General features: G+C 62.0%; 13 protein-coding genes. 7 read left to right on the top strand and 6 right to left on the bottom strand.

The features are described from left to right. Positions 1-38 precede the first annotated feature (38 nt). From BKP54_RS31680 to nuoG, 7 genes are read left to right on the top strand one after another with little or no spacing between them, the layout of a single operon-like run. Entirely contained in the window at positions 39-404 is a 366-nt protein-coding gene (locus BKP54_RS31680; RefSeq protein WP_084815458.1) for an NADH-quinone oxidoreductase subunit A, read from the top strand. After that, on the top strand, positions 392-895 hold the full coding sequence (locus BKP54_RS31675) for an NADH-quinone oxidoreductase subunit B (RefSeq protein ID WP_025431448.1): 504 nt from the start codon (positions 392-394) through the stop codon (positions 893-895). The genes BKP54_RS31680 and BKP54_RS31675 overlap by 13 nt, the downstream gene beginning before the upstream one ends. Next, positions 892-1,428 (top strand): NADH-quinone oxidoreductase subunit C, encoded by a 537-nt coding sequence (locus BKP54_RS31670; RefSeq protein ID WP_084815457.1) that lies wholly within the window; start codon positions 892-894, stop codon positions 1,426-1,428. The genes BKP54_RS31675 and BKP54_RS31670 overlap by 4 nt, the downstream gene beginning before the upstream one ends. A gap of 29 nt (positions 1,429-1,457) precedes the next feature. Next, positions 1,458-2,672 carry an NADH dehydrogenase (quinone) subunit D gene (gene nuoD / locus BKP54_RS31665; RefSeq protein ID WP_057208367.1) on the top strand — a complete coding sequence of 405 codons (1,215 nt, stop codon included), beginning with the start codon at positions 1,458-1,460 and terminating at the stop codon, positions 2,670-2,672. 17 nt (positions 2,673-2,689) lie between these two features. Continuing rightward, a complete protein-coding gene (nuoE, locus tag BKP54_RS31660; RefSeq protein WP_057208365.1) occupies positions 2,690-3,202 on the top strand; it encodes an NADH-quinone oxidoreductase subunit NuoE in 513 nt (170 codons plus the stop codon). A 4-nt stretch (positions 3,203-3,206) separates the two neighbouring features. Then, the gene (gene nuoF / locus BKP54_RS31655; protein ID WP_084815456.1) at positions 3,207-4,472 is read left to right on the top strand and encodes an NADH-quinone oxidoreductase subunit NuoF; all 1,266 of its coding nucleotides are present in this window, start codon (positions 3,207-3,209) and stop codon (positions 4,470-4,472) included. Positions 4,473-4,502: 30 nt separating this feature from the next. Further along, positions 4,503-7,121 carry an NADH-quinone oxidoreductase subunit NuoG gene (nuoG, locus tag BKP54_RS31650; RefSeq protein WP_084815455.1) on the top strand — a complete coding sequence of 873 codons (2,619 nt, stop codon included), beginning with the start codon at positions 4,503-4,505 and terminating at the stop codon, positions 7,119-7,121. Between the two features lie 22 nt (positions 7,122-7,143). Here the strand turns inward: nuoG and BKP54_RS31645 are convergent, their stop codons facing one another. From BKP54_RS31645 to BKP54_RS31615, 6 genes are all read right to left on the bottom strand, one after another. Next, positions 7,144-7,584: a CBS domain-containing protein gene (locus tag BKP54_RS31645; RefSeq protein ID WP_057217299.1), complete on the bottom strand. Its 441-nt coding sequence runs from the start codon at positions 7,582-7,584 to the stop codon at positions 7,144-7,146. Between the two features lie 45 nt (positions 7,585-7,629). After that, the gene (locus tag BKP54_RS31640; protein WP_057217297.1) at positions 7,630-8,196 is read right to left on the bottom strand and encodes an NADH-quinone oxidoreductase subunit I; all 567 of its coding nucleotides are present in this window, start codon (positions 8,194-8,196) and stop codon (positions 7,630-7,632) included. 10 nt (positions 8,197-8,206) lie between these two features. Then, positions 8,207-9,208, bottom strand: a complete 1,002-nt coding sequence (nuoH, locus tag BKP54_RS31635; RefSeq protein ID WP_084815454.1) for an NADH-quinone oxidoreductase subunit NuoH — start codon at positions 9,206-9,208, stop codon at positions 8,207-8,209. A 333-nt stretch (positions 9,209-9,541) separates the two neighbouring features. Next, positions 9,542-10,684 (bottom strand): ABC transporter substrate-binding protein, encoded by a 1,143-nt coding sequence (locus BKP54_RS31625; protein ID WP_158071740.1) that lies wholly within the window; start codon positions 10,682-10,684, stop codon positions 9,542-9,544. Positions 10,685-10,770: 86 nt separating this feature from the next. Then, positions 10,771-11,136: a hypothetical protein gene (locus BKP54_RS31620; protein WP_057217293.1), complete on the bottom strand. Its 366-nt coding sequence runs from the start codon at positions 11,134-11,136 to the stop codon at positions 10,771-10,773. A gap of 78 nt (positions 11,137-11,214) precedes the next feature. Beyond that, entirely contained in the window at positions 11,215-14,799 is a 3,585-nt protein-coding gene (locus tag BKP54_RS31615) for a VCBS domain-containing protein (protein ID WP_210190578.1), read from the bottom strand. Positions 14,800-14,813: the final 14 nt, after the last annotated feature.

Here is a 14,813-nt window from a genome sequence, read left to right as displayed (position 1 = left end):
TGAGGAAAGCCCTCGGCGGGTGAACGGGGCAACGCGATATGACTGCGATGGAGTTCCTCCCGGTTCTTATCATGGTCGCCGGAGTTGTTCTGGTGGCGGGGGCGACGCTGTTTGTCTCTTCGCTGCTGCGTCCGTCCAATCCTTATCCCGCGAAGAACATGCCCTATGAATGCGGCATGGACCCGGCAGGCGAGGCCGCCGGAGGCCGCTTCCGGGTGCAGTTCTTTGTTCTCGCAATCCTGTTGGTCGTCTTCGATGTCGAAACGATGTTCCTCTTTCCCTGGGCCGTCGTGCTGAAAGACATCGGACTGGTCGGCTATGTCGAGATGTTCGTCTTCATAGTGCTGCTTCTTGTGGGCTTCGCCTACGCCTGGCTGAAGGGAGCGCTGGAATGGGAGGCGTAAACAATGCGATCCGCGACAGCGTGCTGTTCACCACCGCCGAGAGCGTTATCAACTGGAGCCGAAAATCGGCGCTGTGGCCCGAGACCTTCGGTATTGCCTGCTGCGCCATCGAGATGATTTCGGCGGGTTGCGCCCGCTATGATCTCGACCGGTTCGGCGTGGTGTTCCGGCCATCACCGCGCCAGTCCGACGTGATGATTATCGCCGGTACCATAACCCGGAAATTCGCGCCCGTCGTACGCCGGCTCTATGATCAGATGCCGGAACCACGCTGGGTTATCGCAATGGGCACCTGCGCAATCTCGGGCGGGGTCTACAACACATACGCCGTGGTGCAGGGAGCGGAGACCTTCGTGCCAGTGGACGTGCATGTTCCCGGCTGCCCGCCACGGCCCGAGGCGCTGATGCATGGCATCCTCCTACTTCAGGAGAAGATCAAGAAATCCCGAGCGCTGGCCGGGACGCCTCTGGACCGGATCGCGGTGCCATGAGCGTGGAGACACCCCTCGATCTCATCCTGATCAAGGAGCGCTTCGGCAACGCAATCGACGATCTTGGCTTCGCGCATGGCGTTCACGCCTTCGCCGCTCCGCCCGATATGATCGTCGAGCTTTGCCGGTTTCTGAAGGAACACCCGGCGCTGCGGTTCAATTTCCTGTCGGACATTTGCGGGGTCGATCATTACCCCGAGTTGCCGCGCTACGAGGCCGTGTACCACCTCTATTCGCTGCCGAACAAATGGCGCGTACGCATCAAATGCCGCCTCGACGATCCGCCGCGGGTCCCGTCGGTGACGGGCGTCTGGCGGACCGCCAATTGGCATGAGCGCGAAGCCTGGGACATGTACGGGATAAGGTTCGAGGGCCACCCCGACTTGCGGCGGATCTACATGTGGGAAGGGTTCGAGGGCTTCCCTCAGCGCAAGGACTTTCCGCTCCGGGGCTACAAGGACGAGCTGAACCCGTTTGGCGCCGAAGGCCCGCCGCCGACACAGCCCGACCTCGCGACCAAGGACATTCCATAAGGGAGGCCGCTCCACGTCGGGAATTTGAGATGACCGAAGTCACGGAACTGAGCAGGCCGGAAGGCGAGGCGCTCGACACCAAGGAGGTGCTCCTCAATCTCGGCCCACAACATCCCAGCACGCACGGGGTGCTGCGGCTCGTCCTTGAGCTGGACGGCGAATATGTCGCTCGCGTGGACCCGCATATCGGCTACCTCCACCGCGGCACGGAAAAACTGGCCGAGAGCTTCACCTACACCCAGATTTTTCCGCTGACCGATCGGCTCGACTATGTCTGCCCGCCGTCGAACAACCTGGCCTTCGCGCTCGCGGTGGAGAAGCTCCTGGGCATCAAAGCGCCGATCCGCGCGCAGTATATCCGCGTGCTGATGGCCGAACTGGCGCGGATCTCCGGTCATCTCCTGATCACCGGCGCACTGCCGCTGGATCTGGGGGCAATGACCGCGTTGCTCTACGCCATGCGCGAGCGCGAAATGATCATGGACCTGCTGGAGATGATCAGCGGCGCGCGGATGCATACCTCCTTCTGCCGGGTCGGCGGTGTGCGCGAGGACCTGCCCGACGGTTTTTTCCCCAAGATCAGGGAGTTCTGCGACATCTTCCCGAACCGGATTCGCGACTATGAACGGCTGATCGAGAACAACCGGGTGTTCCTGAAGCGAACGCAGGGAATCGGCGTGATCACCGCCGAAGACGGCATCGATTTGGGCCTGAGCGGCCCGAACCTGCGCGCCTCCGGCGTCGACTGGGACATCCGCCGCGACGAACCTTACGAGATCTACGACCGTCTCGACTTCAACGTTATCACCCGCGAAGAGGGCGATTGCTATGCACGCTGGCAATGCCGGGTCGAGGAAATGCGTGAGAGTATGCGCATCATCGAACAATGCCTCGAGCAGATGCCCGAGGGGCCGTTCCAGATCGACATGCCGACGGTCGCTTTCCCCGTAGACAAGGACAAGGTGCATTGCTCGATGGAGGCACTGATCCAGCACTTCGACCTTTCGGCGTATGGCTTCAAGGTGCCGAAGGGCGAGGTCTATTCGGCGATCGAGGCGCCAAAGGGTGAACTCGGGTTTTACATCATCAGCGACGGGTCGGAAAAACCGTTCCGCATGAAGGTGCGGGCACCGTCGTTCGTCAACCTCCAGGGCCTGTTCGGGACGAGCAATGCGCACTACCTGGCCGACATGATCGCCGTTCTGGGCAGCCTCGACCCGGTGATGGCCGAGGTGGACAAGTAACGGGAGATTTGGACGCGATGAACATGCGCGAAAAAATCGAAGTGGCGGCGGCGCGCTATCCGAACCAGCGCTCGGCGATCATGCCCGCGCTTCTGATCGCGCAAAAGGAGCATGGCCATCTGCCAGGCCCCGTGTTGGAAGAGGTCGCCGACATCCTCGGCGTCGAGCGGATCTGGGTCTACGAGCTGGCGACGTTCTACACGCTCTTCCGGACCGAGCCGGTGGGGATGTTCCACTTGCAACTCTGCGACAATGTCTCCTGCATGCTGCGTGGATCCGAGGATTTGCTGAGGCACCTGGAGGCGGTGCTGGGGATCAAAAAGGACGGCACGACCCTGGATGGGCTATTCACGCTCTCGACCGTCGAATGCCTCGGTGCTTGCGAGATGGCCCCGGTGATGCAGGTCGGCGACGACTATTGCGGCGGCCTCGACATTGCGCGGATCGACGCGCTGTTGGAACGGCTGCGGGCGATGGCGGGGCAGGCGATCGGCGCCGATCCCGCCACCACAGCCCCGCCGGGAGAGTAGTGTCATGATGGAACCCGTCCTTCTCAGGAATGTGGGCGTGCCGGATGGCCATCAGCTCGCGACTTACGAGGCCGGCGGTGGCTACCAAGCGCTGGCGAAGGCGCTTCGTGAGCACACGCCCGACGAGATCATCGATCTTGTCAAAGAATCCAACCTGCGCGGTCGCGGCGGGGCCGGATTCCCAACCGGAATGAAATGGAGCTTCGTGCCGAAGCGCGTCGGCAAGCCGAAATACCTGTGCTGCAACGCTGATGAGGGCGAGCCGGGCACCTTCAAGGATCGGATCATCATGGAGCGTGATCCGCACCAGTTGATCGAGGGGATGGCTATCGGCGGTTACGCGATCGGGGCTGAAACCGCCTATGTCTACATCCGCGGGGAATACGCGCTGGCGATCCGGCGGCTCGAGCAGGCGCTCGCCGAGGCGCATGCGAAGGGATATCTGGGAAAACGGATTCTCGGCTCGCATTTCAATTTCGCCGTGCATATCCATTGCGGTGCCGGTGCCTATATCTGCGGCGAGGAGACAGCGATGCTCGACTCGCTAGAAGGCAAGCGGGCGCAGCCGCGCTTGAAACCGCCGTTTCCGGCGGTCGAAGGCCTCTACGCCAGCCCGACCGTCATCAACAACGTCGAAACATTGGCCTGCGTTCCGCATATCGTGGCGCGAGGGCCGAACTGGTTCCGCAGCATCGGCCCGGACAAAAGTCCCGGCCCGAAGCTCTACTGCCTCAGCGGCCAGGTTCGGAAACCGGGCCTTTACGAGCTGCCGATGGGCATACCACTGCGCGAACTGGTCGAGGACCGCGCCGGCGGGCCGCTGCCTGGACGCAAAATCAAGGCGGTGATCCCAGGCGGCGTCTCGGCGCCAGTGATCCCGGAGCATGGGCTCGACGTTGGGATGGATTTCGACTCGCTGGCGGCTGCCGGCTCAATGCTCGGTTCGGCCGGGGTCATCGTAATCGACGACTCGACCTGCATGGTCAAGGTCGCCACCCGCATCATCGAATTCTTCCACCATGAGTCCTGTGGCAAGTGCACCCCGTGCCGCGAAGGGCTCAACTGGGTTGTGAAAGTGCTGCGCCGGGTCGAGGCGGGGCAGGGGGCGCCGGGCGATCTCGAACAACTGCAGGCACTCTGCAAGGGCATTTTCGGCAACACGTTCTGTGCTCTGGGCGATGGTGCGGCCATGGGGCTGCGGGCGGCGCTGACGCATTTCGAGCATGAATTCGTCGCCCATATCGAAGCGGGCAGGTGCCCGTTTCACTGAGGAGCGCAAATAGAAGGCCGCAGGAAGGCAATGGTTAGTATCACGATAGACGAACAAACGCTGGAAGTGGAGGCAGGCTCGACCGTGCTGCAGGCCGCCGAGCGTTTGGGGATCGACATCCCGACCTTCTGCTACCTGAAGCGGCTGCCGGCGCTGGCCTCCTGCCGCATGTGCCTGGTGGAGATCGAAGGGCAGCGGCGGCTGCAACCCGCATGCGCGACCGCGGTCACAGACGGCATGGTGGTGCGGGCAAACACGCCGCTGATCGAGGAAACACGCTCTTCGATGCTCGACATGCTGCTGGCCAACCATCCCCTCGATTGCCCGATCTGCGACAAGGGCGGCGAGTGCGAGCTTCAGGACCTGGTGATGGCGTACGGGCCCCGCGAAAGCCGGTTCCGCGATGCCAAACGTGTGTTTCACTCCAAGGACATCCGCCTCAGTCCGGTCATCATCATGAACGTCAACCGCTGCATTCAGTGCCAGCGTTGCGTCCGGATGTGCGAGGAAGTGGTCGGCGCCGTCGCCTTGGGCACGATCGAAAAAGGCATGGATACCGCCGTGACCGGCTTCGAAGGCAGCCTCGCGAGTTGCGATCAATGCGGCAATTGCGTCGAGGTCTGTCCGGTCGGCGCGCTGATGAGCTTTCCCTATCGCTACAAGGCGCGGCCCTGGGATCTGGCGGAGACCGACACGATCTGCCCGCATTGCGGCACTGGCTGCCAGCTGACCGTCGGCACGCGCAAGGGCGAGTTCATGCGGGTCCGCTCGAAGCAGGAATATGGGGTCAACCGCGAGACCCTTTGCGTGCGGGGGCGCTTCGGCCTCGACTTCGTCGGGAGCCGGGACCGGATCAAACGGCCGATGGTCCGTCGTGATGGCGCCCTCGTCCCGGTTTCCTGGGAAGAAGCGGGGGACTATCTGCAACGGCGGTTCTCTGCCGTCGAGGGAAAGGTCGCGGGCGGCCTAGCCTCGCCGCGCCTTCCCAACGAGGTTCTTTACCAGTTCCAGAAAGTGATGCGGACGGTGTTCCGGACCAACAACATAGACTGCGGGTCGCGTTGGGCCACACCTTCCGATGCGCTTGGCCCATTGCTGGCGGGTTTCTACACACGGGCGCCATTGCAGGACGTGATCGGCAACGATTGCGTGCTGGTCGTCGGTGGCAACGTGACCGAGGAAAACCCGGTCACCGAATATCTGCTGCGGGACGGCGCGCGGCGACGGCAGACCGACTTGCTCATGCTCTCGGCGCGGCCATCCCGTCTGGACGCCGATGCCCGGGCGGTCGTTCGCGTTCCTCCTGGCGGTGAGGCGGCGGGCCTTGCCGCGGTGGTGGACGGTCTCGTTGCGGCGGCCGGTCGGGTCTTGCCGGGCGATGCTGCAGTGGATATCGGCGCGCCAGCCGGCAGGTTGGGAGCGACCGATGGTGACGGGCCGGACCGCGTCGCTGCTGCGCTGCTGGACAGCGGCAGCGTCACCGTTCTTGTCAGCGTTGACCTCCTGAGATCTCCGCGTGCGCGCGCAGCATTACAACAGATCAACAAGCTGCTGCGGCTTCTTCGTGCCCTTGGCAAGGACTTGGCGATGCAATTCCTGTTCGACCGTGCTAACCAGTTGGGCGCCTGGGACATGGGGGTTCTGCCGGCAGCGCTACCAGGACTACGTGCCGTCACCGATGTTCCTGCGCGCGCAACTCTTGAGCGGGCCTGGGGCGCCGCGATCCCGTCTGAGCCGGGCGCAGATTTTGGGACCATGCTTGAGCTCTGCGACGGCGGGCGGATGGGCGCGCTCTATATTGTTGGAAGCGACCCAGTGATGAGCTATCCGGACCGGAAACGCGTCACGCGAGCGCTTGGCGCCGCTGATCTCCTGATCGTACAGGACGCATTCCTCACCGACACGGTGGGCCTGGCCGATGTGGTGCTGCCAGCAGCGAGTTACGGCGAAGAATCCGGTACCTTCACCAGCAATGAGGGCCGGACCCAGAAAGTCTGCAAGTTCCGCGAAGCCGCCTCCGAGACGCGGGGCAATCTGGCGATCCTCGACTTCGTCGCGGCGCTTCGAAATCAGCAGTTACGGTCGTCAACGCAAGCCGAAATCTTCGACGAGATGACCCAACTGGTACCGGCCTATCAGGGGCTGACGCTGAACGGGCTTGGCATTGACGGAGCATTTACCCGATCGGTGCCGACACCGCCGGCTGATGAGTTCCTCGCGGCGCCGCCTACCATTCCGATTGCCGGCGACCGGCTCATGCTGATTACCGGCAACTGCCTGTTCCACAACGGATATCTTTCTGAACGCTCCGCGATCCTGAATACGGTTGCTGCCGACCCATATGTCGAGATGAGCGAGCGCGATGCCGCTCAGCTTGGTCTTGCGGATGGCGATCACGTGGTCGTTCGATCCGCCCAGGGCGAACTGAGAGCGCAGCTCAAGATCAACAGGCACTTTCCCAGCGGGCTCGTGTTCGTGCCGGAAAACTACCGAGACCTGCGTCTCAACAGCCTGATGCGGCAGGGCGAATACCCTTGTCCGGTGGAGGTTGAAAAGGTGCGCGCCGCCTTCGATGCGGCGGCGGGAGCCGGGGCAGCAACTGAAAATCCCGGCCGAGGCATTGCCGAGCTTCCGGGCAGTCCACCCTAATTCCCGCTCCCGGTTTGCGCCCTCAGTGATAGGCGGTGCCGGCAATGTACTCGTGCATCGCCTGTTCATTGCGCAGCGCTTCTTCGAGCCGGTGCTTGACCACGTCGCCGATGCTCACCACGCCGACAGGCGCGCCGCCTTCCATGACCAACACATGGCGCGTGCGCCAATTGGTCATGATCGCCATCACAAAGGGCAGCAGATCCTCTGTCGAGCACGTCGCCACATTGCGGTTCATGATATCGGCGACACGCATCGTGGGCGCCCCGTTTCCGTATTCAGCCACTGCATTGCAACAGTCCCGTTCTGACAGCGTGCCCAGGCATTCCCCGGGCGAACGGCTGACGACCACGAAGCCGATATTGTTCGCTCGAAACAGCCGCAGGACTTCTTCCATCGTCTGATCCGGCGTAACCGAGATTAGGTTGGGAGACTTGGTTTTCAAAATTTGGCAGACATGCATCTGAGCCTCCTGTCTGCGCGCTCCGGCTTGGCGACGGACGCGCACTCACGTTTGCCGGATATTCCGCCACCAGTTGTACCCCTGCAGTTCGCTCGTCTCGACCAGAACGTCCCCGTCGGTGTTCAGGTGCGCCGCGACCACACCGCCGCCGGTCGTCGCCTTGCCCGGCTTGGCAAGCAGATCGTCACGCCCGATCACCAGGTCACGCGAGGAAAAACTCGAGAATTCGTATTGCTGGCCAAGCGCGATCGCGTCCGCTGGGCAAGCGTCCTCGCATAACCCGCAGAATAGGCATCGGGCCGTGTCGATCTCAAATTTTGCCGGCCGACGGTTGCCCTTCTCGTCTTCGTAGGGAACGACTTCGATGCAGTAGCAGGGACAGATCCGCGCGCAGAGTTCGCAGGCCACGCATTTGATCTCGCCCTGGTCGTCGCGCTTCAGGAAATGGTGCCCGCGGTAACGCGAATAAGGCAACCATTTTTCCTTGTCCGGATACTGCATGGTCACGGATTTGGAGAACATGTAGCCGAATGTCAGAGCCAAAGCTTTCGCTAGATCGGCGAAGAACACCCAACCGATCCATGTTCCAACTCTGTCTCCTGCGTGCGACATCGCCGCCCCGCTACGGAGCCCCTGCGGCTCCCAAAAGAACACCGGTTATAATTATGTTCGCCATCGACAGAGGAAGCAAGACTTTCCATCCGATGGCCATCAGCTGGTCGTAGCGATAGCGTGGGAAAGTGAAGCGGAACCATATGAATACATAGATGAAGAAGGCGACCTTGAGCACAAACCAGAGAAGCGGCGGCAAGGGTAGCAGCACGCCGTTCCAACCGCCGAAGAACAGGATCACCACCAGCACCGACACCAGCAACACAATGGCGTATTCGCTGACCATGAAGAATGCAAAGCGGATGCCGCTGTACTCCGTGTGGAACCCGGCCCCCAGATCGCCTTCCGCTTCCGCCAGGTCGAAGGGAATGCGCTGCGCTTCGGCCAGCCCGGCGACGAAGAACACGAAGAAGCCGACGGGTTGGTAGACGATGTTCCAGACATCGGCTTGCGCCCGCACGATCTCGAGCAGGCTCATGGATTGCGCCAGCATGACCACGCCGATGACCGCGAACCCCATCGGGATCTCGTAGCTGATCATCTGCGCGCAGGTCCTGAGACTGCCCAGGACAGCATATTTGCTGTTGGCGGCCCAGCCGCCGAAGATGACGCCGTAGACCTCGATCCCGATCACCGCGAAAACGAAAAGCAGCGCCACATTCATGTTGGAGACGTAGAGCGTAATTTCGGTGCCGAGGACCGAGACGGTTTCGCCGAAGGGGATCGCGACGAACACCACGAAGGGTGGGGCAAGCGCCAGGATCGGCGCCAATTTGAAGAGGAAGCGATCGGCCTCGGCCGGGATATGGTCCTCTTTGGTTAACAGCTTGATACCGTCCGCCAGCGGCTGCAGCAGCCCGTGCCAACCCACGCGCATTGGCCCCATACGCTGCTGGATGTGACCGGCGACCTTGCGCTCCACCCAGGTCAGCGGCAAGGGCAGCAGTAGCAGGATCGCAATCAGAAATGCGACCTTGAAGACGATCAGGCCAAGAGCGACGATAAGTTCCATGATCGGCGGCTACTTATTCATCGGGTTGAAACGACGCCCGGACGTTGGCTCGCGCGATAGGTTGAACACTACGCTTGCCAAGCTTTACGGTACAGCGGCGATGCATTACTTGCAAAGCGGAAATCATTTCCGCATCGCTATTGGGCGCTTAGCGCAAACGACTTCACTCAAATCTTGAATTCGGCTGGGTCGTACATGTCTCAGCGCAATCAGCTTCTGGCAGCATAGTGCCTGTCGGCGCCGGCTCCTCCAAGATCGATGCGCGAGGCCTTCTCCCGTGGGCGAACCTTTCGTTGTCGATCTCAGGGCTTGCACAGAGCTCAACCGCCCGGCTCAGAACGACCGTGGGGCCGGATCCAGAAGCTTCACGCTTCCGCCTGTAACTTGATGAATTGCGCAGGTCCGCCGCACGGTGCCGTTCTTTTCGAAGCGGAATGCCGCCGCTGCGCCGATGAAGCCGTTCGGGGAACGGATGTTCTCCTGGTTGATGGCGTCTTCGCCCTGGGTACGGACGAGACCGGCTGCAAGCGCAATGATGTCGAAGCCATAGGCCGCGTCGGGGCTGGCAGCACGCTCGTAGCGGTCGAGATAGCGCGACGTCATCCGCGAACCGTTCTCCGGACCGAAGAGACAGAGATGACTTCCGGAAAGCTCTGGGCGCTTGTATGCGGCCGCGCTCCAGCCGGAGCTTCCAACGACCATCGCGTTCGGTTTCAGATAACCGTTGGCCTTGAGTTGCGACAGCGCGCCGACGTCGGAGTCTCCAGCACCGACCAGGATCACTGCATCGACGTCCTTTAGCTTGGCCTTGGTGGCCGCGTCGGCGGAAAACGCGGTCGCGCCTGTCACAGCAACGAGGACCGGCTTGATGCCATAGCCGGCAAGCTCGCGCTCGAGCCTTTGCCGCTCGGCGGCAGAGACATCGCTCGGCAAAAGCACGACAAGCCGCTTATGGCCGGAAGCCACCGCGTATGACGCGCCCTCGACGGCGCTGTCGATGCGGTCGGATACGAAGGCGAAGGTGCCTGTCGGCCGCTCGGCGCCGTTGTCGCGTAACACCAGCAGTGGCGCGCGAGCATTGCCGAGGCCCTGGCGGAAGGTGCTGACCGGCACTTCAGCAACGGAAACGGCAACAAGCGCGACGTTCTGGCCGGCGAGCCGTTTCGCCGCGTCCTGGATCTGCTGTGGTGAGCCGTCGGTATTCTCGACCAGCAGCGAGAGCTGGCCACCGCCAACCTCATCCACGGCGAGCGACGCGCCATCCCGGATGTCACGTTCGCGCACCGTTTCTCCGGTCGGCGACATGAGGGCCGTGATGAGCGCGATCCGGGTCGCGCCGCTGCCGAAGGTTTCCTGCGGTTTCGCCGCATGTTCGGCCGCGCGCCGGGCATGCATCGCCTGCGGTGATTCCACGTCGAGCACGTCTTGAGGGGTGGGGGTGCCCTGGCAGCCGGCAAGCACGCCGAGCGCGAACATGCAAAGGGTTAGCCATTGCCGACGAGGCGACACACACGTTGCTGATGAAATGACAGCGCGAGACATTGTCGATCAAACCGCCTGTTTCAGTTCATGAAGCGCCGCATTTTTGCGTGGAAGCAGTCGCACTTGGCGAGATAGTCCTCGTCGCGCCAATTGGCTCGAAGGTAACCGTAGGCCTTGCCACAAGCGACCTTGGTCTCGGACGCCCAAACGAAAGCGGGGCGCGTCGAGAAAATCCAGCGCGGATCATCGGCAACAGCGATCGCCTCGTCCATGCGCGACACGACCTCCTTCGTCAACGTGGCGACGTTCTCCTCGACTGTCAGCGAGGATTGGCTAAGCTCGGTGCACTGTCTGGCAACCGGTGCATAGTCGACGATGAGATCGGCCGCGAAACCTGAAAAGGGCATTAGAGCGACGATCGCGCCCGCCAGTATGCTTCTGATCATGAAAAAGATTCCCCCCTGGAATATGCGGTTCCCGGATGATTGCCGAGAACCGCGGAGCTGTCGAGATCGACTTTGCGTTTAAGGAACGTCTTGTGTCTTCGGCGCACCGTTTTCGTTGAACAGGACCTTCACCACCTCGGTCGACACCTGGAAATCTTCCAGTACGGCGACCGTGTGCCAACCCGAAGCATTGCCGGCACTGCCGTCCGTGTCGACCTGCAGGTTGGCATTCTGGCCATCCTGCACGACCTGGACAAAATTGCCGTCGAGGTTCGTTCCCGATGGTAGGTTGCCCAGAAGGTCGGACAGGTCGACGGTGTCGCCCTCGCCGTAGTTGTAGTCGGTTATGACGTCGTCGATGCTAAGCTGCACGGAGTCGGAGCCAATCACGAAGGTATCGCCGCCCGCGCCGCCAGTCATGGTGTCTGAACCCGTGCCACCGTAGAGCGTGTCGTTGCCGCCGCCGCCGTAGAGAGCATCCGCACCACCCTCTCCATAGAGTGAGTCATTTCCGGTACCGCCTGCAAGATAGTTGGCTGCCGAGTTGCCGTGTAGAAAGTCGTTGTCGGAGCCGCCGATCAAGCCCTCGATGCTCGTCAGCGTATCACCCGCCGCGTCACCACCACCAATCGACCCCTCCGGACGGTTGCCGGCGGTCGCAACCGACGAGGCATTACCGCTCTCGTCAAGATTGACGAACACTGCTCCGGTGCTGTCGGTATAGTCGGCGATGTCCTTACCGCCCGCGCCGTTGATGGTGTCCAGCTTCGTGCTGCCGGCAATGGTGTCGTTGCCAGCCCCGCCTGTCAGCGACGGGAAGTTACCGGCTCCATTCGACGCCTCGACATCGATGGAGAGCGGGCTTGATGATGTTACATCACCATCGCCATCCACTGCGGAAATCGTGAAATCAAGGTGCTGGTCCTGCGGCAAGACGTTCTTGGTGAAGGTCGCGGCCGAGAACTGTGCTCCTTGTCCGCCCACACTGCCTCCGGTGACCTGCAGCGTATTGAAGCTGATCACTGGGTCGATGAGGAAGCTGCCAGTGGACGTGATCGATATCGAGCCACTGGCGGTTTGACCTGTCGAGGTGTTGGTGGCAACCCAATTATACGTTCCACCGCTTCCATTCACCGAGTTCACGGTCAGCGTCACCGCATCCACGAAGTTCGCGTTTGTGCTTGGCGCATCATTGAAGTTCGGCACCCCCCCAACGTTGTGGAATTCCATGGTGAACGCTTCGCCCGCGCCGACGAATGTATTGCTGACGCCAAAACCGTTCTGATTGGAGTTGATACCGTCGGGGCTCGAGAATTCAATTTGCCCGTCGGACGTTTCACGCCAGTTCGGGCCGCCGGACGGCAAGCTTTGCGTTGAATAAGTCGTGCTGGTGCCCGCATTGGGACTAACAAGGTTGAAAGCATATGTTCCATCGCTGCGCACATCCAGCGTGAAGACAGTTGGGGCCTGCTGAGGACCCGCTCCGTCCGGATCGGCTGCGGTTGCCGTCAATCTGGTTGTCGTGACACCATTGACGGTCGTTGTCGAAAGCGGTTGATAGGTCAGGCCCGGGACCGCCGTTAGGCCGGCAATATTGAAGTTCGCGATGCCATCAGCTCCCGGCTGCAGGGCAAATGTCCCCGTCACCGAGCCTACCTGATTGGGGATGATCGCCGACATGAACTGGCCCAGTACAGACGCGTCGTCGACAATCGAGATCACCAAATTGCCCGCCGGCGCAGCGTCGCCGTCAGCATCGGTCACCACGACCGCAAAGTTCGCGGATGTGTTATTGCCCGACGTGTTGTCCAGCAGCGTGTAGCTGTAGACTACCGACCCGGCCCCGGTGACCGTATTGTAGGTGTAATGTGCGGTCAGCGCGCCCGTCGCATCGACGAAAGTCTGCGGCGACGTCGTCAGTGCATGGCCGCCCAGCGTGATCGTCGAGACGCCATCCTTCGACGCGAAGCTGATCGTACCGCCCGTTGTCTCCGACGTGTCGGAATTGTTGCCGGCATTGCCGTCCGCTGCCTCGCCTGTTCCGGCCGATTCGAGCCCGCGCGTTGGCAGGCCCTTCTCATAGACGACGGTGCCTGCGGAGCCCGCACCTGGGATCGACACCGTCGGCGTCCCATCGCCAATGCTGACCGTCAGCGTCGTGTACGACAGGTCGCCATCGCTGTCTTTCACCGTATAGGTGAACACGTCATCTACGCCGCCGGCCGAGCCTAGATTGCGTACATAGGTGTAACCGCCATTCGCACCTAGGGTCAGCTTGCCGTAAAGGCCATCGATCTGAGTGTTGAGCGTCAGAGGGCTATCCAAATACGCACCGCTGTTGCCGGCGGCGACGCCAACCACAGCGGCTCCATCCGCACCAAGCGCATCCGCCCCAGCATTCGTTGTGCCGGCTCCGGTGATCACATTGCCCGTGGCGGGTGTGAAATCACTGGCTGCCACACTATCCAGATCCGCAACTGCCGTCGCAACGTCGTCGATGATCTCGACATTGAGCACGGCGCTGTTGGTCGAGCCGTCCTCGTCCGTCACCGCCACGGTGAAGTTGTCGAACACGCCGCCATCGGGACCGGCCGAAGTGTGCCCCGTGCTGTTGTCCTGCAGCAGATAGCTGTAGGTGAAGGTCGCACCGGTCACCACGCCGTTGACCGTGGTCGGTGTGTAGCCGGTGATCGTCAGCAGCCCGAGCGCCGTGTCCACCGTCTGGTTGGCTGTGAACACGCCAGCCGTCACCACCGCAGTGCCGTTCACTGTCAGCCCGGCAAGCCCGTCCGGCGTCGTCACCGAGAAGCTGCCGGTCTGCGTCAGTGCCGCGGCATCCGGCGACGAACCGTCCGGGAGATTTTTCTCGTACATCGTCACTTCGGTGCTCGACGACAGCCCATTCACGCTGACACCGTCGTTGGTGCCGGTGATCGTGATGGTAACCGTCTGCGTCGCCGTGCCGCCATGGCCGTCATCGACGGTCACGTCGTACTTCTGCGTCAGCGTCTCGCCTGCATTCAGCGAGTCCAGCACGCTGTCTGCAACCTGGAAGGTCCAGCCGACCGAGTCGCTCGCCTGGTTCAGCGCGCCGAGTGAGAAGGAGCCCAGATAGCCGCCGCCCTGTGCGGTGAAGGAAGCGCTATGGGTGTCGAGCGTGTCGACGTCGGCAAAGGTCACCGCGCCGTTCTGTGCATGCGTTGTCGCATTCTCGCCCGCTGCATTGTCGGCGATCTCCGTCACCGCACCGCTCTGCACCGCAGAGGTGATTACCGGAACGTCGTTCGTGCCGGTGATCACGATCGTCACCGTCTGCACTGCCGTGCCGCCATGGCCGTCATCGACGGTCACGTCGTACTTCTGCGTCAGCGTCTGGCCGGCCTGCAGCGAGTCCAGCACGCCGTCGGCGACCTGGAAGTTCCAGCCGACCGAGTCGCCCGCCTGGTTCAGCGCGCCGAGCGCGAAAGTGCCGAGGTAGCTGCCGCCTTGCGCTACGAAGCCGGCGCTGTGCGTGTCGAGCGTATCGACGTCGGCGAAGGTCACCGCGCCGTTCTGTGCATGCGTTGTCGCATTCTCGCCCGCAGCACCGTCGGCGATCTCCGTCACCGAACCGCTCTGCACAGCAGAGGTGATCACCGGTGCGTCATTCGTGCCGGTGATCACGATCGTCACTGTTT

This window comes from Ensifer sp. 1H6, assembly GCF_001976035.1.
Lineage (GTDB): Bacteria > Pseudomonadota > Alphaproteobacteria > Rhizobiales > Rhizobiaceae > Ensifer > Ensifer canadensis.
Note: the sequence above shows the minus strand (reverse complement) of the source record. Positions and strands in the feature narration are given on the sequence as shown.

Coding starts and splice junctions, on each gene's coding strand:
- BKP54_RS31645 (WP_057217299.1), bottom strand. CDS start 7,584: ATGCATGTCTGCCAAATTTTGAAAACCAAGTCTCCCAACCTAATCTCG.
- BKP54_RS31620 (WP_057217293.1), bottom strand. CDS start 11,136: ATGATCAGAAGCATACTGGCGGGCGCGATCGTCGCTCTAATGCCCTTT.
- BKP54_RS31680 (WP_084815458.1), top strand. CDS start 39: ATGACTGCGATGGAGTTCCTCCCGGTTCTTATCATGGTCGCCGGAGTT.
- BKP54_RS31640 (WP_057217297.1), bottom strand. CDS start 8,196: ATGTCGCACGCAGGAGACAGAGTTGGAACATGGATCGGTTGGGTGTTC.
- nuoE (WP_057208365.1), top strand. CDS start 2,690: ATGAACATGCGCGAAAAAATCGAAGTGGCGGCGGCGCGCTATCCGAAC.
- nuoF (WP_084815456.1), top strand. CDS start 3,207: ATGATGGAACCCGTCCTTCTCAGGAATGTGGGCGTGCCGGATGGCCAT.
- BKP54_RS31670 (WP_084815457.1), top strand. CDS start 892: ATGAGCGTGGAGACACCCCTCGATCTCATCCTGATCAAGGAGCGCTTC.
- nuoH (WP_084815454.1), bottom strand. CDS start 9,208: ATGGAACTTATCGTCGCTCTTGGCCTGATCGTCTTCAAGGTCGCATTT.
- nuoD (WP_057208367.1), top strand. CDS start 1,458: ATGACCGAAGTCACGGAACTGAGCAGGCCGGAAGGCGAGGCGCTCGAC.
- BKP54_RS31675 (WP_025431448.1), top strand. CDS start 392: ATGGGAGGCGTAAACAATGCGATCCGCGACAGCGTGCTGTTCACCACC.
- BKP54_RS31625 (WP_158071740.1), bottom strand. CDS start 10,684: ATGTTCGCGCTCGGCGTGCTTGCCGGCTGCCAGGGCACCCCCACCCCT.
- nuoG (WP_084815455.1), top strand. CDS start 4,503: ATGGTTAGTATCACGATAGACGAACAAACGCTGGAAGTGGAGGCAGGC.